The sequence below is a fragment of the Salinibacterium xinjiangense genome (genome assembly GCF_014645015.1).
GTDB classification, from domain to species: Bacteria; Actinomycetota; Actinomycetes; order Actinomycetales; family Microbacteriaceae; genus Rhodoglobus; species Rhodoglobus xinjiangensis.
Genome location: NZ_BMLC01000005.1, coordinates 63,570 through 86,495 on the forward strand (window position 1 = coordinate 63,570; position 22,926 = coordinate 86,495).

The window sequence follows — 22,926 nt, forward strand, 5'->3', positions numbered from 1 at the left end:
GACCAGCGCACGGGTCTGCTGCACGGTCGAACTCGACCGTGCCTTCGTGCTCCATGGGAGATCCGCGTAGGGCGCCCCCGAGCCGCTCGTGATTTCCGGCCGACTGGGCTCGCGGGCGTGCGGATGCGATCGAGAATCCGATCCGGATGGCCGGGTTGCAGACCGGGCGGGACGGGGTTCTATCGGCTTACCGTTCCCACCATGCCAACACCGGTGCCGAGGTCGTGGCGACCGGCGAGGCCGCCGCATCCCGAGCGAATATTCACGCGGCCCCGTGCACTTCTTTGCCCCTACCTCTACCGCACCGAGTTCTGGGCGGCCACACCCGAATAGGAAGGCGAATGTGTGTTGCGCCACCTCGGGCGCATGACCCAGAGCGAGGGCTCTCCTCGATCGCGTCCGTGCTGCTCGAGTCGGCACCCGGCACGACTGCCATCCTCATTCGCCCACCAAGCTACCTGGCGGGGTGCGGGCCCTCTGCGACCGATACGGCATTCTGCTGATAACGGGCGAGGTGATGGCTGGCTTCGGTAGCGTCTCGCTGAGTGGTGGAGTTTCTCAACACCGTGCGGGTCAGTGGTTTTAGTTTCGGCGGCGGGGTTGGGGAACGCACCGACGTCGTCGGTGCGGCGTTTGATCTGCTTGTTCACCCGTTCCAGCGGGTTCGTGCACCAGATCTGGCGCCAATGTCGTTGCGGGAAGCAGGCGAACCCGAGGAGGTCATTGCGGGCGTCGTCGAGCATCGTGACGACCTTCTGATGGGAGCGGGCCAGCATCCTGGTGACCTCGTCGAACTGGGCGTGGATGTGTTCCCGGTCGGGCTGGGCGTGGATGTGTTCCCGGTCGGGCTGGGCAAAGACGGTCCGGATGATCGAGGCGACCATGTCCGGGCTGCCCTTTGATACGACACAGAGGACGTTGCGCATGGAGTGATCGCGGCATCGCTCCCAACTCGCTCCCTGGAACACGGTGCTGATGGCTTTCTTCAACCCGGAGTGGGCGTCCGACATGACCAGCTTCAGCCCGTCCAATCCGCGGACCTTCAGCGACCGCAGAAATGCGGTCCAGAAGCCTTCGTTCTCGGTGTCTCCGTCGTCGAAGCCGAGCATTTCGCGGCGCCCGTCGGCGGCAACTCCGACGGCGACGACGATCGCCTGGGACACGATGCGGTGGTTCACTCGGGCTTTGACATAGGTCGCGTCGAGGAACACATACGGGTAGTCCAGGGTCGAGAGGGTCCGGTCACGGAACTGGGCCACCTCCGCGTCCAAACCGGCGCAGATCCTCGACACCTCGAACTTCGATATTCCGGTATCGGCACCCAGCTCTTTTACGAGGTCGTCGACCTTGCGGGTCGAGACGCCGTCAAGGTAAGCCTCCATCACCACGGCGAACAGGCCCTGGTCGATACATCTGCGTCGTTCTAGTAGCGCGGGGAAGAAGCTCCCCGCGCGCAGCTTCGGGATCCGCAGATCAAGTTCTCCGGCGGTGGTCGTCAAGGTCCTCGGACGAGTTCCATTGCGATGGGTGGTGCGTTCGCTCGTCCGTTCGAACGTGCTCGCGCCGATGAACGCGGTCGCTTCCGCGTCGATCAGCTCCTGATAGAGCGTCTCCGTCGCGACCCGAATCCGGTCGGTGACATCGGTGAGTTTCGGTTGGGCGAGCAGTTCAAACAGGGCACACTCGTCTAGAGCCATCGTGTGTTGAGTCCTTGTCGTGAGATCTTTAGTCGGTTTTAACTGACCATCACACGGTGGTTCCTCACGTCGACGATCGTATGCTCGAAACCCGGAAATCACACCACCACCCGGGACGCAACCCTTTGGCTGCTCACAGCGACCGCCGCCACACGGCTGCGGCTTAAAAGAAAAAACCATCAGAGTGTCTCAAAAGCTTGACGGGCGCAGGCCTCTCGCGGATAAAGACGCATTTGTGACGTGAAGCAATCCAGAAAATCCACGGTAGTGAACGGCCCGCGAATTCAACCGAGTTCATTGCCGACGTCGGCTTCAGCGGCCACTAGTTTCGGCCAGTGGGCGGCCACTAGAACTCATGGTCGCTTGCCTCCGGACTCCTACAATGAAAAGCATGGCCCTCTCCACCGCTGTAGATCTGTCGGCTCATGTGCGCTCCGGCACCCTCAGCGCCGTCGATGTGACCCGTGCTGCCCTCGACCGGATCGATCGGTATGACGCACGACTGGGCGCCTTTCAGCTGGTGCGCCAGGATATGGCGCTTGCCGAAGCCGCCGCCGTTGACGCACGACCGGATCGGGCATACCTTGCCCTCGCCGGTATTCCGGTGGCGATCAAGGACAACATCCCGGTCGCGGGCGAGCCGATGCGGGACGGCTCCGCGGCAACAAGCGCAGATGTGCAGGTACGCGACCACCCCATCGTGACGCGACTGCGCGATGCGGGCGCAATCATCATTGGCATCACCCGGGCTCCGGAGTTGTGCGTGTTCGGCACAACCGACTCCGTCTTTGGCACGACCCGAAACCCTTGGAATCTTTTCCGAACCCTCGGCGGTTCGTCTGGCGGCTCAGCAGCGGCGGTCGCCGCCGGCTTGGTGCCCATCGCCCACGGAAACGACGGAATGGGCTCGATTCGCGGACCGGCAGGCAACTGCGACCTGGTCGGCATCAAACCTGGGCCCGGTGTGGTTCCGCAAGAGATCGGCGTTGATGCCTGGGGCGGAATGAGCGAAAACGGGCCGCTGGCCACGACGGTAATGGATGCCGCCCTGCTTCTCTCCGTCATGTCCGGACGCCCCGAACTCGCTGCCACGACAGAGCCCACTGAGGCGCTACGGATCGCCATCGCACCGGGATGCCCCTCCGCGCTCGTGAGAGTCGACCCGGAGTGGGCACGCGCAGTGCATGAGACTGGGAAGGCGCTGCGCTCGGCCGGCCACCATGTCACCGAGGTCGCATTCCCTTACGACGCCAATCCGCTGCCGCTGCTGATGCGGTGGTTCGCAGGCACCCACAGCGACGCGATTGGACTGGACCTCGCCGCACTTGATCGTCGTGTGCGCACCCATGTGCGTCTCGGTGGTTTTGTGAAACGCCGAGGGATGCTGCGATCGGAGCCCGTCGATCGCCACCGCGCCGTTGTAGAGGCCTTCTTCGGCGATTACGACCTGCTCATCACGCCGACCCTTGCAACGCCGGGCCCGAAAGCCATCGAATGGCACCGCAAAAGCTGGTAAGCAAACATCTGGTCGAACATCCGCTATGCGCCCTATCAGGCCACCTGGAACCTGCTCGGCTGGCCAGCGGCAAGTGTGCCGGCCGGATGGCACGCTACCGCAGGCGTTCCGCTCGGCGTTCAACTGGTCGCGCCACCACGTGAGAATGCCGCCAGCGAAGCGCTGATTCTCAGCGTCGCGCTGCAGCTGGAACGGCTTCGGCCGTGGCAGCGCGTCGCTACCGAGTTCGACGATGATGCGGTTGGAAGCCGCCGAGCCTGAGCCGGTCTGGCAAAAAGAAAAGGCCCCCTGCCGCCCCGCCGAAGAGGAGAGACTAGGGGCCGATTTTCTGTTCGGATTACACCTGGGTGGTTATCTTCGCGGCGTGCGCGCGCAGCTTCGCCGCGACCTCAATCGCGTCTCCGGATGGCGCATCCGACTTGCGGTCGGGGCGCGCCACCAGCAGGTAGATCAGGCCAGTGCCGAACACCACGCCGAGACCCAGAAGCACCACCCAGTCAGCAGCGAAGTCCCCGCTCGACCCGGGAATGGCAAGCAGGATGACAGCGAACACACCCCACGCGAGGGCGGCAACGTTGATGACGTATCCCGCGGTTCCGAGGTTGAACGGCCCGGCGGGACGCCACCCCTTGATGCGTTGACGGAGGGCAGCGAGCACCACCATCTGGAACGCGATATAGATACCGATGATCGCAAATGCCGTGACCGGAACGAGCAGGTTTCCGTTGAAATACACAAGCAACGCGAAGGTGGCGGGCACGCTGCACGCAACGATGAGCGCGTTGGTTGGAACTTTCGTGCTTGGCGAGACCCTGGACAGCCACCGGTGTCCTGGCAGCATTCCGTCACGGCCGAAGGAGAACAGCAGCCGGCTTGCGGCGGCCTGCAAACTCAGCACACAGGAAAGGAATGCGGTGAGGGCGACAACAAGGAAGATCTTGCCACCGACGATACCGAGGCTCGCGTTGAGGATCCCGGGAATAGGGTCGCCATCTTTGCCAGACACGATGTCGGCCAGGTTCGGAGCCGCAAGTACGTAACCGCCGAAGGCGAACAGCGCAGAGACGCCACCGACGAGAATCGTCATCATCATGGCCAACGGGATCCGCTTGGCAGGGCTCTCGACTTCCTCAGCCACGTCTCCGCAGGCTTCGAAGCCATAGAAAAGGAACAGGCCCGCGAGCGCCGCACCGAGGAACGCCGTGGCGTAGTTGCCAGCGTTCTCGGTACCCATTGAATCGAAAAACACAGCAAAGCTCTGATGGCGCTGGAAGATGAGCAGGTACAGCCCCACTCCGATTACACCGATCAGTTCAGAGGCGAGGCCAATACGCGCCACGCGAGCGAGAGACTTCGTGCCCGAGAAGTTGATCGCGAAGGCGACCAGCAAAAACGCAAGAGTGATGAGGAACGTTGACGTGCTGGTCACCTCGATGCCAAAGAGGCTCGCGGCAAAGCCGGACCCGTACTCGGCAACAGCGGTGATGGTGACGATCATTGCCCAGATGTAAACCCACGCGGCCATCCATCCATAGCGTCGGCCCCAGAGGCGACGCGTCCACGGGTAGATGCCGCCGTGGATCGGGTACTGCGAAACTACTTCGCCGAAGACGAAGGAGACGAGCAGTTGACCAGCGCCGACAAGCACGATCCACCAGATCGACGGCGGGCCGCCGATCGTGAGCACGACGGCGAAGAGCGAGTACACGCCGACGAGGGGAGACAGGTAGGTGAACCCGAGAGCAAAGTTAGACCACAGAGACATTGAGCGGTGGAAGGAGTCCTCGTAGCCGAGAACACTGAGGTGTTCCTTATCGCTGATGTCCCGTGTTGAGCTGGATTGTGAAGACAATTCGAGCCTTTCTTATAGATGCCGAGTGCGTACAGCGTTGTGCGCACTGTGGTGCTGACCACGCGCCCCTAGGGGAGCACGCGGATCATCTTGCGGTTCACGAACTCCTCCATGCCAAAGCGGCCGAGTTCGCGCCCAAAGCCGGATCTCTTGATCCCCCCGAAGGGAAGCTCCGGGCTGTCGAGACCAACGCCGTTCACGAAGACCATCCCGGCCTCGATCTGATCCGCGACGCGCAGCGCCTGCTCCGGGTCGGTCGTGAATACGTAGGAGCCAAGTCCGAATGGGGTGTCATTGGCGATCTCGATCGCCTGCGCCTCATCTGCCGCCCGATAGACGATGGCGACCGGTCCGAAGAACTCCTCGGCGTGGGCTGGGTTCTCGGGGGTGACGTGGGTGAGCACGGCGGTCGAGAACCACGCACCGTCTTGAATGCCGGTGCCAGACATCGTCGCGCCATGAGCCACGGCCCGAGCGAGCTGTTCGGTGAGGGTGTCGGCCGCGGACACGGACGAGAGCGGCCCGAGTTCGGTTACCGAGAGAGTAGGGTCACCGGCAACGGTGCCGAGAACGGCGGTCGTGAACTTGTCCAGGAAGTCGTCGTAGAGCGCGTCAGCGACGATAAACCGCTTCGCCGCGTTGCACGCCTGGCCACTGTTGTCCAGGCGACCGGCCGCGGCGGCGGCGACCGCAGCATCCAAATCATCGGTGCTCAGCAAGATGAATGGGTCGGAGCCACCGAGCTCAAGCACGACCTTCTTGAGGTTGCGTCCGGCAACCTCGGCGACCGCCGCCCCCGCGCGCTCTGAACCGGTGAGAGAGACACCGACAATGCGGGGGTCGGCGATGAGCCCGGAGACCTGCTCGGTCGATGCGAAGATATTGCGATACGCGCCATCCGGGAATCCGGCCTCGCGGAAGATCGTCTCGATCGCGGCGGCTGACTCGGGGCACTGCGATGAGTGCTTGAGCAGGATCGTGTTGCCGAGCACGAGGTTCGGACCGGCGAAACGGGCGACCTGATAGTAGGGGAAATTCCACGGCATAATGCCGAGCAGTGTGCCGAGGGAGGAGCGACGGATGAACGCCGAGCCCTCACCGTCGAGCAGCTCGATCTGCTCGTCAGCGAGGAATTTCTCGCCGTTGTCCGCGTAGTAGGAATAGATCGCCGCGCTGAAGTCAACCTCGCCGAGCGCTTGCTCGACAGGCTTGCCCATCTCACGCACGATGATGTCGGCGAGCGACTCACGGCGCTCCAGGTGCAGCTCAGCGACACGTTGCAGTAGCGCAGAGCGTTCCGCGATGGAGGTGGAGTGCGACCAGGTGCGGTGCGTGGCATCCGCGCTGGCAAGATACTCGCTCAGTTCGGCGTCAGTGGTGGCGGCCGGGTGGAAGCCGGTGCCTCCCGTTGCGGGATTGGTCACGATGTAGGTGCTCATGAGTACTCCTGTCAGGATGGGTAGAGAGTCGTGCGGGCCGAATGCGGGGGTCATCGGGAAGCGGGAATACCGGTGATGTTATTTCCGGTGACTAGGGTGTGCACCTCATCGGTGCCTTCATAGGTGCGAACGCTCTCAAGATTGTTCGATCGCCATCATCGCGCCACGACCGCGCACCTCAGCGACGGCATCGACTGTGTGCACAGGAGGCTCTAGCATCTCGCGGATGGTCGCCTCGATACCGCATGCCTGCACCAAAGGGTTGGTGGCGCCGACACTCGTTACCGCTATGCCGGAAGCGAAGTCGATGACGCGGTTGCCGTCAACGTCCTGAAGAATGCCGCCTTCGGCTCGCTCGACGAAGATCGGCAGGGTCACGCCGAAGCCGGCGCTGACATTGGCGACCCGCTCCGCGTGAAGTGCGACCGAGCGCGGGCCGGGGAACGGCGTCGTGATGGAGCGGGATTGGAGCACACGCACAGCGCTATTGATCACAAAGTTAAAATATCGACGTGACCGGCACTCCTTAAAAGATGTTTTGCACAATAGTTTACCCGTGAGGATATTCTGTCTAATATGGTGACTCTGAAGCAGCTGTGCAACCGTCTCGCGGGCGAGCTGCGGCTCACGCGCGACGACATTGCCGTACCGGCAACGCCGCTCTCGGGCGTGCACATCTCGGAGTTGACCGACCCGACTCCCTATCTCGAGGGCGGTGAGTTGCTGCTGACCACGGGCATACCCATCACGGGCGCACCGCTGGAGGCAGTCGATGCCTACGTCGAGAGGCTTGTCGATAAAAAGATCGCGGCGCTCGGTCTCGGTCTCGGTGAGGGGGCCGACGAGGTAAGCCCTGCGCTGCTGGAGGCGTGTGAGCGCCGCGGACTCCCGCTCCTGCTCGTGCCCCGCGCCGTGCCGTTCATGCACGTTTCCCGCGGGTACTGGGAGCTGGTCGGTAAAACAGAACAGAGCGAGATCGCGTCACGGGTCGGCCTGCAGCTTGCCCTGTCCACCGCGGCAACACGAGCACATCCGACCGAGGCCATCCTCGGCTCTCTCGCGCAGGGACTCGGTGGATGGGCAGCGTACGTTCCTGCCGACGGGTCGACCGAAACGGTCTGGCCGGTCGGCGCTCGCGAACTGATGCCGCAACTTCGACTAGAGATGGCTCGCTTTTCTCGTGTGGAGACTATCTCGTCGGCGACTTTCCCCCTCAACGGCGCCGATGTCGTTGAGCATTCGATCATGGTCGGACGCCGCCGCGTGGGCTATCTCGCGGTCGGTTCCGGTCGGCGCCTGCAGAAGGCGGATCGGCAGCTCATCCTCACCTCCTGCATGTTGCTCTCGCTCACCGTCCAGCGTGCCCAAGACGGATCGCGGGCCGAGGCAAAGCTCGCCGCGACGGTTGCCACGCTGCTGTTCACTGGCCACATCGCCGCCGCGCGAGTCGTGCTCACCGAACTGCCCGCGCTGCGCGTTGGGGCGTTTGCCCGGGTTCTCGCTGTGCGTGGCGAGGGCACCGCCGGGCTGAATGCGAGCGAATTGGCGCTAGCCGTCGCCGCGCTGGCCGGGGTGCCGCAGTGGCTCGAGCTCAGTGTGGCGCGGTCGCCGATTCGGTGCGTGATCGACGGCACGATCTTTGTGGTGCTGGATGACGGCGAGAGTGCGCGCAAAGGCGAGAGCGGCAGCGTCGATATCGGGCGACCCACCACGACTGCGGCGCTGGGCACCGCCGTGCCCCTCGAGCGGTTGTCCGTCGTGCTCGCCGATCTCGACCGTGCGTGCCGCGGTGGGACGCCGGGATCCCTCACCGTCCTCGCCGCCGCTGACGTCCAGGCGACCGGGTGGATCGAGACGCTCGCCGCCCAGCCCCGTGGTGACCTCGTAGAGACGGTGCGCGTCTACCTTGCGCACCGCGGCAACTGGGAGCGTGCGGCACGCCAACTCGGCATCCATCGCAACTCGCTGCGCAACCGAATCGCGCTCGCCAGCGAACTTATTGGCGCCGACCTCGATGACCCAGACTCTGCCGCGCACCTCTGGCTCGCGCTGCGGGCCGACTAAGAGTCGAACCACTCCAGAACATTCGCACTGTGCTCGCCGAGCTCGGGCGGCGGAAGGTTGTGGCGGGCGAGCGGCGGTGTCCACTCGAAGGGGTGACGAATCTGCGCACCCAGCACGTCGCCCACGCATCGTGCACCTCGATGGTCGGGTCGAGCCCGAGTTTGATGGCGAGGGCGAGTCCGTCGGCGATCGTGCCGATGATACCCGATGGCACGCCACCCGCCGCAAATAGCGGATGCCAGGCACCCGCTGTTCGTGTGCGGCGCGGCAGTTCGAGCGCCGGTACAAGCAGGACCCGATTGCTCCTCTGTGCATTCGTGGCGAAGCGGGTATCGCTCGCAAGCTCAGGCACACCGATGATCTGTACGAAGCGGGCGAACTGCTCGTTGTTGCCGCATGCGACGATGATCCGCGCATCCGCACAGTGCAGGCTCTCATAGGGGCGGATCGAGGGATGCGCGTTGCCGAGCCGCCGCGGAATGACGCCGGCTCCGAGCACCGCCTACCCTTGGTTGGCAAGCACGCCCTGCAGGCTTGAGAGCAGATTGAGCTCGAGCAGACTGCCTGCGCCTGTGCGCTCTCGGGCGAAGAGCGCTGCGCTGATGCAAGCAATCGTGTCTTTCGCGACCAGGACGTCGACGAGCACGACGCCTACCTTCTGGGCATCGCCGTCCACAGGTCCGGTGATGCTCATCAGGCCACCGAGTGCGTGCATGATGAAGTCGTAACCGAGCAATGCTTGTCCGAAACCGAAACCGAAACCGAAACCGAAACCGAAACCGAAACCGAAACCGAAACCGAAACCGAAACCGGAGATCGACGCATAGATGAGCCGGGGGTTGGCCTTACTGACCGTTTCGTAGTCCAGACCTATGGATGCCATCATCCCGGGCTTGAAATTCTCGACAACGACATCGCTGCGCGCGATGAGGGTGGTGGCACGGACGATGTCGGCAGGGTCGGCGAGGTTGAGGCAGGCCGATTCCTTATTGCGATTGACGGACTCGAAGTAGGTCGAGCCGGTCGCCGAATATGGCAGACCCCATTCGCGGGTATCGTCGCCACGCTCGGGGCGTTCGACCTTGATGACCCGGGCGCCGAGGTCGGCGAGCGTCATGGTGGCCAGCGGGCCGGCGAGCACACGTGTGAAGTCTGCGACGACGACACCACTCAGCGGGCCTGCTGGCGTCGCATCGGCGTCGGGGCTCGAGGTCACGGGAAATCCTCCATCGGGGTTGGCGGCATGCGCGTTCGAATCGATGCCGCACAGTTGCCGTGGCGCCAACATAGCTGGCGGTTCGTGCTGGCCGGGGGGAAGCTGGGCTGCGTCCGCTCGCCCAGGACGTTTAGTGTGACGCGTATGGCCTTCGCGACCCTGGTCTAGCTCGCTGGAGGCGGCCCTGCCTCGTTGCCCCTTGCGAAACATTCGGTCGAAGAGGGCACTCGGGAGTCGTGGGAATCGTGAACTTGGGTGGTGACTCACCCCAGCGCAGCCCCGGACAGGCGAGGAACCGGACGAGGGTGCTGTTATGGCGAGACTCATCGGCGAGACATGGCACCAGTGCACTTCCCTGCCAGCGGCAACGGTTGATTCAGCCTTCGAAGGCGAGAAGAACCAGGTGCTCACGAACTGCAGGACGACCAGTCTTGACCCCCGACACCGTAGCGTCCGCATACTTAGTCAGGAACTCATCGAGGAGCTTCAGTTCCTTCTGCAGACGATCGGGTTCCGCCCATTGTCCAAGGAGGCGATGAAGGGACCGGGCGCATTCGAGGAGTTTCTCGTGCGCACCAGCAACATACAGATCAAGCGTGTTGACGCCTCAGCTCAGCTGTTTCTCCTATGGCTCGGCGAGTACCGGCTCGCGGTCACGAGATATCGGATCCTCGTCGATAACTGCAGGCGGGTTCAGCCCGCGGACGACCCCAAGAGTATTCCCGCGCGGGCGCTCCGACCTCGCGCGTCCCGGCCGGCCATCGGGGCATCCGGGCTCGGTACAACCGAGTACCGCAAATGTCGATAATCGCCACGGCAAGCAAGTGAGCTTGCGATTTCCGGAGCTTCGAAATCTGGTTAATACCAGCGACCAAAGAAACCTTTTCGCATTACGACTTGGCGTTTCAGAACAACTGAACAGATAGCTTTTCCGTTCGCTGATCTTCCGTGTTGAGGGATCAAATGTCAACGTCAATGTCCACATCGACGGGACGTGATAGACCTGAAGTAAGCGAAATCCCGGGCAACCCCAGGGTGTCCGGGCATTAATCCTTCGCACGCCTCAGACGATACAGACGGACCTTCCGTCGATATTGTCATGATCTTTTAAGGAGTGAAGAGAAATGAAAGCAGTCGTCTATAAGGGCCCCAATGAGGTCAGCGTTGAAGAGGTTCCGGATGCCAAGATCGAGCGTCCTACTGACGTTCTCGTGCGTATAACCACAACCAACATTTGCGGTTCCGACTTGCACATGTACGAGGGACGCACCAATTTCGAGGTCGGACGCACGTTCGGTCACGAAAACATGGGCGAGGTCATCGAGATTGGTAACGGTGTCGACGCGGTGAAGGTCGGCGATCAGGTTGTGCTGCCTTTCAATATTTCCTGCGGGTTCTGTAAGAACTGCGAGCGAGGTTTTACCAACTACTGCACGACCACACAGCCGGCCCCGGGTGCCGCGGGCGCCGCCTATGGCTTCGCTGGTATGGGTCCGTACTCCGGGGGGCAGGCCGAAATGCTGCGTGTACCCTACGGCGACAACAACTGCTTGCGTTTGGGCGAAGACGCAGTAGAGAAGCAAAACGATTACGTGATGCTTTCGGACATATTCCCGACGGGCTACCATGCGACCGAGATGGCAGGCGTGATCCCCGGTGACACTGTGGTGATTTACGGTGCGGGCCCGGTCGGGCTGATGGCTGCACTGTCTGCCATCATCAAGGGCGCGAGTAAGGTCATGGTCGTGGATCGGCGTCCCGACAGGCTGGCTCTCGCCGAGCAGATCGGCGCGATCGCCGTCGACGATTCCAAAACCGATCCGGTTCAGTTCGTACTGGACCAGACGCATGGCGTGGGCGCCGACCGGGGTTGTGAATGTGTGGGCTATCAGGCTCACGACCCACAGGGCACCGAGGATCCGGCCCTGACACTGAACCGGTTGATCCAGTCCGTGCGTTTCACTGGCGGCATCGGTGTTGTCGGTGTCTTCCTGCCGGCAGATCCCGGTGGCATCGACGCGAACGCGAAGCAGGGCAAGATCGCCATCGACTACGGTCTTCAATGGCTCAAGGGCCAGAATGTCGGCAGCGGGCAGTGCCCGGTGAAGAAATATAATCGGCAATTGCGAGATCTGATTGCCGTGGGTAAGGCCAAGCCGTCGTGGATCATTTCTCACGAGCTTCCCCTCAGCAAGGCTGTGGATGCCTATAAGAACTTCGGAGATCGCGTTGACGGTTGGACCAAGGTAATCCTCAAGCCCGAATAGGCCTATCTCGAAAGACCGCGCGGATGCGCAGTCACCGCACCGCCTCGACCGCACCGCACCGCGCTCCGGGTGTGATGCCGCATTCCCTCGAGTCGTATGGATGTGTCTCCGTGCCGAAGAATATCGATCCAGGTGTTCGTGACCGAGCAGTGCGGCGTATAGGAACATCGGTCGCAAGGCCCGCGTTGACGTCAGCGGCCGTCGCTCGACAGGTTTGAGTCGGCCATAAATCCGTGCGGCAGCATGTGCGGCAAGCCAATAGCGATGACGGGACTCGCGAGCAGCTGGCTTCGGTCAAGCATGCGGAAACCAAACGGTTGAAAACAGAGGACGCGCGTTTCAGTGGGACGTTGTGATCTCGCGCGCGGCGACGAGTTTCTTCGTGGGGGAGGCTCGTCGCCGCAACCGTCGATGATGGGTTTCATCGACACGATGAGGGCCGGAGGACACGTGCATTGATCGGCCTGTCGGATTCTGGTCGAGCTGTGTCACCAAGTCGCCGTGCGCACTTATCGAGCACGGACCGGTGGTGTCGTGGTGGTCCCAATAGGCATCGAGAAACAAATCCTGGGCGTGATCAGCGACCCGCGCTGGACGAGTGTCGTGGAAACCGCACACAGGAGACGACGCAGACGGGAAATGACGCAGACGGGAAATGACGCAGACGGGAAATGACGCAGACGGGAAATGACGCAGACGGGAGACGACGCAGACGGGAGACGACGCAGACTCATTCCTGAGGGGCCCTGTGGGCGACGGGAGACGGCTGCGATGGTCGGTCGCACCGCAGGCCCACGACGCGGCCCTCAGCAGAGAGCCGCGACCGGCATAGGAGCAGCAAGAAACCTGGGGCGCTTCCGCGCAGCATCAGGCGGGCGGCTGAGTCGAATCTCGATTGGGTCGGGAATTTCGCTCGACTGAGGACGACTGGGATCGACTGAGATCGAAGAACTCCACGGAGATCGAAAGAGTTATGGGGCAAAGAGCAGAATGGCGAACATGCCGAACAGCACCAGGTGGACAGCTCCATGGAGGGCTGTGGTGCGCGGCGAGAAGTAGGTGATGATGCTCGTTACCAGTGTCACTCCGATGAGCACCATGTTTGCGCTCGATTCCCCGAGGATGACCTCCTGGCCCGTCGATAGACCGATGATGAGCACTGTCGGGATGGTGAGCCCGACCGTGGACACGAATGCTCCGAGCCCGAGATTGAGGGTGCGTTGGCCTTCGTCAGCGAGGGACGCCCGAACCGCGGTAATCGCCTCTGGTGTGAAGACGATGATCGCGATGATCACCCCGCCCAACGCGACTGGGGCACCCGTGGCGGTGATACCAGCGTCGACCAGGATCCCAAGGTCGTGGGAGAGCAGTACGATCGGCAGGATAGTGCCGACCAGCAGCAGCACCCGCCGGACAAGCTCGCCTCTGCCGATGCTGGCCACAGCGGCCGTGCCAGAGTCAGGGCGGGTTTCGGGAGTATTGGCGGTAGTGACGCTTCCGAAGATCGCCTGGGCATGGCTCGGCTGGGTGAACAATGCCCGGTTCTTGCCTGTTTGCAGGTAGATGAAGAACCCGTAGAGTGTCGCCGCCAGTACCGAGATGGTGATGGCCTGCGCGGGCACCAGGCTCCCGTTGGAGGTAGACACCGTGAAATTTGGCAGCACGAGTGTGCACAGCGACAATACGGCGATCATCGCAACATAGACCGATGCGCCCTCCATGTTGTAGCGCTGCGGGCCGTGTTTCATACCGCCGAAGAGGAGGGACACACCCATGACCCCGTTGATGATGATCATCATCACGGCAAAGACTGAGTCGCGCGCGATCGTCGACGATCCAGACGGCCCAAGCATGACCGAGGAAATGAGGACCACCTCAATGATGACGACGGTCAACGTCAGAATCAGCGTACCGAACGGTTCTCCCAGTTTGTGGGCCAGATTCTCTGCCTGGTGAACGACTCCGAACGCGGCGACCATGATCGCCGCGAGCACGATCAGGAACACACCCACCGCGACTGCCACATTCGGCGGGTGCGCGATAAGGTCACGGCCGAAGGTCAGGACACCGATCGAGACTAGCCATACGATCGCAAGGGTCATCGTCGTTGATCGACTCAGTAACGCCCGCCAGCTGTCGTTCGAGCGGGCCTCGGTGGGAGTTCGAGAATCCGCGTGGTGCTCTGTGGACATGAGCCTGCCTTTATCGGAGGTCGTCCCCCTCTAAACCGCAGCATCCGAGGTCGTCCCGTGGCGCATGAACGCAGCACGCATCCACGAAATGAACGATACCCGATGTTGTAGTGGGGGAGCAGTGCGGTGATGAAGACCTGCGCGCTCAGTGCTGGCAGGATCAACATCCTTCGTTGGATCAACCGTCCTACTTTATTCTGGGCGATTCTGGGCGCTGGATGTTCGCCAATAACCGCCTCGCAAGACTCCGGAGTAGCGGCCTGCGGTTCATCTGCGTCCCCTGCAGCAGGAACATCCGCCAACAACCCTGTCGGTCATGGGGCATGACGGCTCCACTTCCACGCTTCGATTCCCCACCCCAAACGAGGCAAAAGACCAAGACATAAATTGGCCGCCGATGCTTGACATTTGCAAGGCACGGGCCTACCTTCACATTTATGACCAAACTCACATAAGTGAACTTATGTGTCATGCGGTGCGACTAGCTCGACAATCACCACGTCGTATCGAAGAGAAGCAGCTGCCCGTCAGCAGTGGATTACGGAACGCGCACGCAGCGTCTCGCCTCGCAGAATTTCCAGCACGTGTTTCGAATCAACCGTTTCGAAGGAGAAACGAGCCATCATGGACGAAGTTCATCGCCTTGATATTTCCCCCGTTGACAGTGCGGGGATCGGAACCTTCGCGGGGGAAGCCGCGGGCGCTCGACCGCTCGATGCGGGTGATCCAGCGGTCTTGATCGACGTTCAAGGGCTGGAGAAGACTTACGCCGGGAGCTACGCGCTGGCCGGCGTGGATTTCCAGCTCCTGCGCGGAGAGGTGCATGCACTGCTCGGTCAGAACGGCGCAGGAAAATCGACCTTCATAAAGGTGCTCGCCGGGATCGAGCGGCCCAGCGCCGGCCGCATCCAGGTGTTGGGCCAGGAGAGGTCATTCCATTCCGCTCACGACTCGCGGTCTGCGGGCATCGCCATCGTCTACCAGGAGCTCAGCCTCATCCCAACGATGAGAGTGGTCGACAATCTTTTTCTTGGACGGGAACCCCGTAAGGGGTTCGGCGTCGTCGACAGGAAGAAAATGCTGGCTCAGGCACGTGCGTTTCTGAAGGAGTACGACTTCCCTCTCGACCCGCGCGCACTCGTCTCCGAGCTTCCCTTCGCGTATCGGCAGATGACCGAAATCGCCAAGGCGCTCATGGGCAACGTTCGCATACTGGTGCTCGATGAGCCGACATCCGCGCTATCCGAGCACGAGGAGGAGGTGCTGTTCAGCGCCGTGCGGAAGGTCGTCGCCCGTGGTGTCGGAGTCATTTATGTCACCCACCGCCTCAGCGAGGTCTTTGCTATGTGCGACCGCGTCACGGTTCTCCGAGACGGTTCCAACGTGGGGTCGTTCCCGACTGCCGAGATTGACATGCCTGGGCTGGTCTCGGCAATCGTCGGCCCGAGTGAGCCGATCGCAGCCGAGTTGATGGCGACGGAAGCCACCGACCACGTCAGCAACCACCAGGTGAAAAGCCCTGACACGCAGTCACCTGTCATATCGAGGGTGACCCCGTTCCTGGAGTTGACGGATGTCAAAAACGACGCGCTCAACGGCGTGTCTATCACCGTCCGGCCGGGAGAGATCGTCGGTTTGGCCGGAGTGATCGGAAGCGGTCGCACGGAGATCCTTGAAACGATATTCGGACTCCGGAGCGTCGCCGAAGGTGCGCTGATGATCGGGGGCCAGCATCGGCGGCTGAAATCACCCACCGATGCGATTCGTCTCGGCATCGGCCTCGTCCCGGAAGACCGTCACGAGCAGGGGTTGGTGCTCGAGCACACGATCGACCGAAATCTGTCACTCCCGCTGCTGAAGCGGCTTACCCGCTTTGGACGGTTTCGTACGCGCGCCTCGATGAGGCGCTCCCAACTCGTCATGACTGCGCTTTCGGTCAAGGCTCCGAACCAGCTGGCCACCCTGATGACGCTCTCCGGCGGAAACCAGCAAAAGGTTGTGTTTGGTAAGTGGCTGGAGCCCCGATGCGAACTTCTGCTCCTGGATGAGCCGACCGTTGGCGTCGACGTCGGCGCGCGCGAAGAGATTTACCAGGTGATTAGACAGGCCGCTGCTGAGGGGACGAGCACGCTCGTCGTGTCGAGTGATCTCAGTGAACTCCTCTTGCTCTGCGACCGCATTTACGTCGTACGTGACGGCAAGACGCATCAATCGATGGCGCGAAACGAGATTTCCAACGTGGAGGAATTCCACCATCTCGTTGCCGCTGAGCGTCTGACGCCCGACGTTTAGGCTCCGCAACCATCTTCCCGGAATTGACCTGGCATCCGAGAAACCGAACTTCCCGTGCCGCGCCGCGGAAAAACAGAAAGGAAAGACCGTTATGTCCACGAAAGTAGCAATCGCTCCCACTGGGACGACCGAGATAACCTCGAGCAAGGCACTGCAGAAGAATTTTTCTCGCGCCGCAGCCCCGTACCTGATGTACGGCGTCTTCGTCGCATTGATCGTATTCTTCTCGCTGCAATCCCCGGTGTTCTTTACCGCGTCCAATTTTCTGAACATCGGACAGCAGACAGCACTGGTCACGATCATCGCGGTCGGGATGACCTTCGTCATCATCTCGGGGGAGATTGATCTCTCAGTCGGCGCATCGCTGGCACTGTCGGGAGTGGCGGCAGCACTCGCTATGGAGTCCACGGGTGGCAACCTCCTCGTCGGCGTCGTTGTCGGGCTTTCGGTCGGCGCACTCATCGGCCTGGTCAACGGACTTATCACCACGGGTCTGGGGATACCGTCCTTTCTTGTCACCCTCGCAACGCTCGGCATCGCGCGGGGGCTCGCGTTGATGATCAGTCAGGGGCAGCCTGTGCTCATCGCGAACAGCGATTACTGGAATCTCTTCAATAGTGCCCGCGTCTTCGGTATTCCGGTGCCGATGCTGTGGACGGTTTTCGTGTTGTTGATCGGCGTATATCTTCTGCATGTAAGCGCCTATGGTCGGCGAGTTTATGCGGTGGGGGGCAACCGGAAGGCGGCGCTCTACTCAGGAATTATGGTGAACCGGGTCAAGATCTGGGCGTTCGTGCTTACGGGTGCCGCCGCTGGCTTTGCTGGCCTGATCTGGACGGCACGAGCCCAGGCTGCCCGCCCCGATACGGGCAACGGCATGGAACTCGACGTGATCGCTGCCGTGATCCTCGGGGGAACCAACCTCTTCGGCGGCAAGGGGATGATTCTCGGCACGCTCGTGGGGAGCCTCATAATCGGCGTCATCAACAACGGTCTGACCCTGATGGGTGTCAGTTCATCGGCGCAAATGATAGTGAAGGGGGCAATCATCATCGTCGCTGTTGCGCTGTCGACCCTGCGACGACGCTGAGAATTCGGCGGCCCAGGACGGTGAGTGGAGATTCCTTACCTCGACGGGCGCAACCGTCAGCATTTGCAAACTGGAGTTTCTGAAGAAGGCTCGCGGCAACCCTTGCAGCAGAGCAGCCTTACTAATCAATGGAGATGGAAATGAAGAAGACCTATAGCAGGACTGCCCTTATGGGTTTGCTTGTGGCTGGCCTCGTGGCGACCACGGGATGTAGCGCCGTGACCACCGCGGATGGCACGACCGCTGGTGGGGCGGCGTCGATATCCGGTTGTCCGGAGAAGATCGATTCAGCGGCGCTTCAGCCGCCAACTCCGGTCGGCCTGAGTCCTCGTGGTAACGCCCCGGCTTCCCCCGACGTCGCGGAACTCACCGACGCAGACATTGCCAAGTTGAAGACGAGCAAGTTCAAGGTCGGCATCGCGATGCAGACCGCGGACATCGACTACACCACAATCCTCGTCCGGGCCATGAAGCGCACGTTTGCCGAGAACAACGTTGAAGTCGTCGCGGTCACTGACGGTGGCTGGAACGTAACCAAGCAGCAGACCGACATTCAAAACATGATCCAGTTGAAACCGGATGGCATCCTGTCGGTTCCGACCGACAGCGTCGGCATGGCCTCGACCTACCGCACGGTCAGCCAGGCCGGAATCAAGCTCATCACACTCGACGACATGCCGCCCGGCCTCGAATGGCCGAACGAAGTTGCCACCTCGAGCGGCATGGATCAGAAGGGTATGGGCCAGATCGCTATGGCGGTGCTCGCGCAGTGTATCCCCAAGGGCGGAACGGTCGGCATGGTCAAAATCGACATCGTGCTCTGGGCCGCCAACCAGCGTGACGAGGGTGCCATCGAGTGGCTCAAGCGCGAGCGCCCGGACATCAAGCTCAAGACGGTCGGTGTAGCCAACCCGAAGGATGTTGAGCAGAAGGCATCCGACTTCGTGACGGCGAATCCTGATCTACAGGGACTCTGGACTCCGTGGGACGGCCCGGGTCTGCAGGCTCTCGCCGGCCTGCGAGGAAACGGGAGCAACATCCCCGTGACAACCCAGGACCTCGGAACCGAGTTCGCGATGAACGTTGCTCAGGGTACACAGCTCATTGGAGGCGGCGCCCAGGAACTCGATGCGCAGGGTCGCACTCATGCGCTCGCCATGATCAAGGTGCTTCTCGGCGACGAAATGCCGGAATACATCGCCCATCCTGCCCTCGTGGTGACCAAGGACAACCTGACCGCCGCGTGGAAGCAGGTGTGGGGATCTGCCCCGCCAGCAGACCTCGTGAAAGCATGTAAAGCAACGGCGGGTTGCAACTAGTCACTTCCACAGTTCCATAACCGACCCGGCCCCGGTCTCAAGCGTGTGCACCATGTGAGACCGGGGCTGGTTCGGCCTATTCCAGCTTCAGGGTCGTTTTCAGTTCGGATCTGAAGCTTTGTGATCCGGCGCTACCAAGCGGGTCGGCAACAAGATTGTCTCGTTTACCACCAGTCATCCAACTCAACCTTTTGGAGAAAACACCATGGCTACAGCTCTCGATAAATATGCGGATATGAAGCCCAACTGGGACTATCCGGTCATCATCGAGTCCCACATCAACGGCGTTCGATCAAAGGCGATGAACCCCAACACCCCCATCTCCTACGACGAAATCGCCGAGGACGCCATCCGCTGTTGGGAGGCGGGGGCAACGGCGATTCACGCCCACAACACCAGTTTTGACCTTCTCGGGAAGGATGCGTACAAGGACTACATGCGCAGTTGGGACAAGGTACTGGAGAAGCACCCCAACATCACCTGGTATCCGACCACCTGCAACAACCTTCGGTTGACCTCGGATCAGCATGGGCTGGAGCATGTGCCCTTCCTCGCTGCGGACGCCAACGTGAAAATCGCTTGTATAGATACGGGGATTTCTCTCTTCTCTGCGGGCCTCGACGAGGAGGGCTACATCGTGGGGCGCGAGTATGGCTTCAACTATGATCGCGTCGCTGGCCAGGTGAAGATGTGCCGCGAGCGCGATATGCCGATTGTTTGGGGAGTCTACGAGCCCGGGTACCTTCGCCACGCGATGCACTACGTCAACCAGGGCATGTCCACCAAGGGCTCGATGTGGGACTTTTACCTGATCGGCGACTACGGACTCACTGCACTGGAGCCGATCGGTACCTGCGGCATGAAGCCCAGCTTTGAGAGCCTGTACTACTACCTGATGATGATTGAAGAGGCTAAGGTCAAGCACCCCTGGTTTGTTTCAATTTGGGGACAGGGCGCTTTCGACGACACCGCCCTGTTGCGTCGAGTGATCGAACTGGGCGGGCACGTGAAGACCGGGTTGGAGTTGTTCTACGACCCGGCTCGTAACCCCACCAACCTCGAGTTGCTTCAGCAGGTTCAGGAAATCGCCCGGGAAGTGGGCAGGCCCATTGCCACTCACGAGGAAGCAAGGAAGCTTTACAACATCTCGTAGGGACGCCCGAACGTCGAAAACGGGAGCACGCTGATGGAAGCGTGCTCCCGTTTTCGCTCGAAGTTATCTCTGCGTTGGCCAGCGAATTCCCTTCGTCGAATTCGTTTGGTGTCAATTAGCGGGATGGCTTGGGATCGTTGGCGTCCGGTACGACGGTCCACTCCATTGCTGGCGGCCACGCTGAACCTGGCGCGGCGGGGATTATCACTGCGATCGAGGCACGCCCCGGTCTGGCCTCCGTCGCAGACGGGGGAAAGCCCAACGTCATCATGCTCGAAACGGTCACGGCAGCCCCATGACGGGCGGTCAGCTCTGGACAGATATGAAGATGGCGGCGGATGCATAGGTAAGTTCCGTCCCGATACATTCGTGACTGAGCGGCCTCCGTGGTTCCGTAGACTCACGCCATCATTCTGGTTGGTTTGTCGTCCCGTCAAAATTGGCTTGCGGTGGGTCCAACTAGTGCATAGCATAGGGTTTCATATTGCGAATGAATATTCACAAGCAAACGTAGACGACGACGTCGATAGGAAGGCGGTTCCCCATGGCCGAACTGGCACGCGACACGCTGCGCGAAATGCAGCTTCGGATGTTGAGAATCCGAGCGTTCGACGAGCGCGCGTCCAAGATGGTCAAACGAGGCCACATTCCCGGCACGGTTCACACCAGCATCGGGCAGGAGGCGCAGGTAGTCGGCGCCACCATGGCCCTCGGCACGGGTGACTACATGAGTGGAAACCACCGCAGCCATGGGCACCCCATCGGAAAAGGTTCACCACTCGGCCCGCTCATGGCGGAGCTCGTGGGCAAGGCGACGGGCGTCTGCAAGGGCAAGGGCGGCTCGCTGCACCTCGCTGACTTCGCCGTCGGAAGCCTTGGCGAGTCCGGCATCGTCGGGTCGTCCATTCCGATCGCCAATGGAGCAGCCCTCTCGTCGAAAGTGCTCAACAATGGCAAAGTCGCGCTCGCCTTTTTCGGCGACGGGGCCGCCAATCAGGGTGTTCTCTATGAGTCGATGAATATGGCAGGCGTGTGGGACCTCCCTATGATCTTTCTGTGCGAGAACAACCAGTACGCGCTGAGCACGCCCGCTCACACTGTGACATCGGGCATCATCTCCGAACGTGCCGCTGGATTCGGGATGCCCGGAATCAGAGTTGAAGAAGGACAAGACGTGCTGGCTGTGTATGACGCGGTCTCAGCGGCAGTGGCTCGGGCGCGAGCGGGAGATGGACCCACGTTGGTGGAGGTCATCACGTATCGCTACAACGAACATTCCGAAGGCCTGAAGCTGGGCACAGATTACCGAAACGCCGATGAGCGCGAAGCCTGGCTGAAGAAGGATCCGATCGTGCTCTTCCGCCAGTATCTGGCATCACAGGGGTTCTCCGAAGAAGAGCTCGATGGCCTTCAGGCCACTGCCCTCGCGGAAGTTGACGCGGCGGTTGCATTTTCGGACGCGAGCCCCTACCCCGATCTCTCGGTCGCCTTCGACGACCTCTACACCGACAAGGAATCCGTCGCATGACTGTGATGAGCTATCTCAGCGCTATTGGCGCAGCCCAGCGCGAGGCGATGGACGCAGATGATCGCGTCATCATCATCGGCGAAGACGTCGAAGCCAATGTCTACGGCACCACCGGCGGCGGCAAATCCCGCAGCATCGAGGGTGATTTTCTCCAGCGGTACGGCAAGAACCGCATCCGCAACACCCCGATCTCCGAGGAGGGCATCGTCGGCGCCGCCGCCGGTGCTGCAATGACCGGACTGCGCCCGATCGTGGATCTTTCCTACTCGAGCTTCCTTTATATGGCTATGGATCAGTTCGTGAACCAGGTTGCGAAAAACCGGTACATGTTCGGCGGCCAGGCTTCAATGCCCGTGGTCTTCCGCTCTGCGATGTTCTACGGACTGAATACCGGCGCACATCACTCTGACCGACCGTATCCGATGTTCATGAACGTGCCGGGCCTGAAAATCATCGCGCCCGCCACGCCCGCAGACGCCAAAGGGCTGCTCCGATCCGCAGTCGATTCCGACGACCCGGTGCTCAGCTTCGAGGCCTGCCTGCTGTGGAGTACGAAAGAAGACGTCGACGAGGATGAGTTCTGGGTGCCGCTGGGTGTTGCCCGTACTGCGCGCGAAGGAACAGACGTCACCGTCGTTGCAATCTCGAGCTCAGTTCCCGAAGCCGTAGCGGCCGCAGAAGAGTTAGCGAAGGAAGGAGTGTCCGTGGAGGTCATCGACCCCCGCACCCTCGTTCCTCTCGATCGCAATGCCATTCTGCGATCCGTGGCAAAAACGGGTCGACTCGTCGTAGCGGAACCGGCGCACCGCACCTGCGGGGCAGCCGCGGAAATCAGTGCGCTCGTGGCCGAAGAAATCTTCGATTCTCTCAGGGCGCCGATCATTCGAGTGACGGCACCGGATATGCAAATCCCATTCAGCCCGTCGCTGGAAAAGCAGATGTACCCGACGAAGGCCAGTATTGCGGCCGCCATCCGTCGTGTAGTTGACCTACCGGCGCTTGAGCCGGTCGCAGCCGCAGTCTGATAACGAAAGAGAAATCACATGGCGCGTATAGATGTGTTGCTTCCCCAGTGGGGAATGGGCATGAGCGAAGGAGCAATCGTCGAGTGGCTCAAGAAGGTGGGCGACCACGTCGACGAAGACGAACCTCTGGCGGAAATTGAGGCGGAGAAAGTCGAGGAAACCCTCGAGTCGCCAGCCACGGGGACCCTGGTTGAGATCCTGGTTCAGGCAGGCGCCTCAGTCGAGGTCCGCACCGTTATTGCCGTGATCGAAACCGAATAAACGCGAGCCTCAGAG

Annotated in this window: 15 protein-coding genes and 3 pseudogenes; 11 read left to right on the forward strand and 7 right to left on the reverse strand. The window is 61.4% G+C overall.

The features are described 5' to 3' along the window. Nucleotides 1-590: 590 nt before the first annotated feature. A pseudogene (locus IEW81_RS13560) lies at nt 591-1,697 on the reverse strand (IS256 family transposase); the annotation flags it as partial. 391 nt (nt 1,698-2,088) lie between these two features. On the opposite strand from IEW81_RS13560, the gene IEW81_RS13565 reads away from it, so the two are divergent. After that, a complete protein-coding gene (locus IEW81_RS13565; protein ID WP_218840028.1) occupies nt 2,089-3,213 on the forward strand; it encodes an amidase in 1,125 nt (374 codons plus the stop codon). A 337-nt stretch (nt 3,214-3,550) separates the two neighbouring features. Here the strand turns inward: IEW81_RS13565 and IEW81_RS13570 are convergent, their stop codons facing one another. The 4 genes and pseudogenes from IEW81_RS13570 to IEW81_RS14720 form a co-directional block, all read right to left on the reverse strand. Then, on the reverse strand, nt 3,551-5,065 hold the full coding sequence (locus tag IEW81_RS13570) for an APC family permease (RefSeq protein WP_229671414.1): 1,515 nt from the start codon (nt 5,063-5,065) through the stop codon (nt 3,551-3,553). Between the two features lie 68 nt (nt 5,066-5,133). Continuing rightward, a complete protein-coding gene (locus tag IEW81_RS13575; RefSeq protein WP_097061096.1) occupies nt 5,134-6,504 on the reverse strand; it encodes an NAD-dependent succinate-semialdehyde dehydrogenase in 1,371 nt (456 codons plus the stop codon). Between the two features lie 50 nt (nt 6,505-6,554). Continuing rightward, a pseudogene (locus IEW81_RS14585) lies at nt 6,555-6,653 on the reverse strand (acyl-CoA dehydrogenase family protein); the annotation flags it as partial. Then, nucleotides 6,640-7,179, reverse strand: coding sequence for an aminotransferase class III-fold pyridoxal phosphate-dependent enzyme (locus IEW81_RS14720; protein WP_308421921.1), 540 nt, complete (start codon nt 7,177-7,179; stop codon nt 6,640-6,642). The pseudogene IEW81_RS14585 and the gene IEW81_RS14720, both read right to left, overlap by 14 nt. On the opposite strand from IEW81_RS14720, the gene IEW81_RS13585 reads away from it, so the two are divergent. Continuing rightward, entirely contained in the window at nt 7,081-8,568 is a 1,488-nt protein-coding gene (locus IEW81_RS13585; RefSeq protein ID WP_097061094.1) for a PucR family transcriptional regulator, read from the forward strand. The genes IEW81_RS14720 and IEW81_RS13585 overlap by 99 nt on opposite strands. On the opposite strand, the pseudogene IEW81_RS13590 reads toward IEW81_RS13585, so the two are convergent. Continuing rightward, nucleotides 8,501-10,111, reverse strand: a pseudogene (locus IEW81_RS13590) (CaiB/BaiF CoA transferase family protein). The gene IEW81_RS13585 and the pseudogene IEW81_RS13590 overlap by 68 nt on opposite strands. On the opposite strand from IEW81_RS13590, the gene IEW81_RS13595 reads away from it, so the two are divergent. Both IEW81_RS13595 and IEW81_RS13600 read left to right on the forward strand, forming a co-directional pair. Beyond that, on the forward strand, nt 10,098-10,592 hold the full coding sequence (locus IEW81_RS13595; protein ID WP_097061093.1) for a hypothetical protein: 495 nt from the start codon (nt 10,098-10,100) through the stop codon (nt 10,590-10,592). The pseudogene IEW81_RS13590 and the gene IEW81_RS13595 sit on opposite strands and share 14 nt — an antisense overlap. Before the next feature lie 316 nt (nt 10,593-10,908). Next, nucleotides 10,909-12,051: a glutathione-independent formaldehyde dehydrogenase gene (locus IEW81_RS13600; RefSeq protein ID WP_097061092.1), complete on the forward strand. Its 1,143-nt coding sequence runs from the start codon at nt 10,909-10,911 to the stop codon at nt 12,049-12,051. Between the two features lie 971 nt (nt 12,052-13,022). On the opposite strand, the gene IEW81_RS13605 is transcribed toward IEW81_RS13600, so the two are convergent. Further along, a complete protein-coding gene (locus IEW81_RS13605; protein ID WP_097061091.1) occupies nt 13,023-14,243 on the reverse strand; it encodes a calcium:cation antiporter in 1,221 nt (406 codons plus the stop codon). Nucleotides 14,244-14,867: 624 nt separating this feature from the next. Here IEW81_RS13605 and IEW81_RS13610 point away from each other — a divergent pair. The 7 genes from IEW81_RS13610 (at nt 14,868) to IEW81_RS13640 (ending at nt 22,911) form a co-directional block, all read left to right on the forward strand. Further along, the gene (locus tag IEW81_RS13610) at nt 14,868-16,535 is read left to right on the forward strand and encodes a sugar ABC transporter ATP-binding protein (protein ID WP_097061090.1); all 1,668 of its coding nucleotides are present in this window, start codon (nt 14,868-14,870) and stop codon (nt 16,533-16,535) included. A 91-nt stretch (nt 16,536-16,626) separates the two neighbouring features. After that, nucleotides 16,627-17,625 (forward strand): ABC transporter permease, encoded by a 999-nt coding sequence (locus tag IEW81_RS13615; RefSeq protein WP_097061089.1) that lies wholly within the window; start codon nt 16,627-16,629, stop codon nt 17,623-17,625. 170 nt (nt 17,626-17,795) lie between these two features. Continuing rightward, on the forward strand, nt 17,796-18,944 hold the full coding sequence (locus tag IEW81_RS13620; RefSeq protein ID WP_179691859.1) for a substrate-binding domain-containing protein: 1,149 nt from the start codon (nt 17,796-17,798) through the stop codon (nt 18,942-18,944). Nucleotides 18,945-19,149: 205 nt separating this feature from the next. Next, the gene (locus IEW81_RS13625) at nt 19,150-20,097 is read left to right on the forward strand and encodes a beta-keto acid cleavage family enzyme (RefSeq protein ID WP_097061087.1); all 948 of its coding nucleotides are present in this window, start codon (nt 19,150-19,152) and stop codon (nt 20,095-20,097) included. 544 nt (nt 20,098-20,641) lie between these two features. Further along, nucleotides 20,642-21,625 (forward strand): thiamine pyrophosphate-dependent dehydrogenase E1 component subunit alpha, encoded by a 984-nt coding sequence (locus IEW81_RS13630; protein ID WP_218840026.1) that lies wholly within the window; start codon nt 20,642-20,644, stop codon nt 21,623-21,625. Beyond that, nucleotides 21,622-22,650 (forward strand): alpha-ketoacid dehydrogenase subunit beta, encoded by a 1,029-nt coding sequence (locus IEW81_RS13635; protein WP_097061086.1) that lies wholly within the window; start codon nt 21,622-21,624, stop codon nt 22,648-22,650. The genes IEW81_RS13630 and IEW81_RS13635 overlap by 4 nt, the downstream gene beginning before the upstream one ends. 18 nt (nt 22,651-22,668) lie before the next feature. Further along, nucleotides 22,669-22,911, forward strand: coding sequence for a biotin/lipoyl-containing protein (locus tag IEW81_RS13640; RefSeq protein WP_097061085.1), 243 nt, complete (start codon nt 22,669-22,671; stop codon nt 22,909-22,911). Nucleotides 22,912-22,926 lie beyond the last annotated feature (15 nt).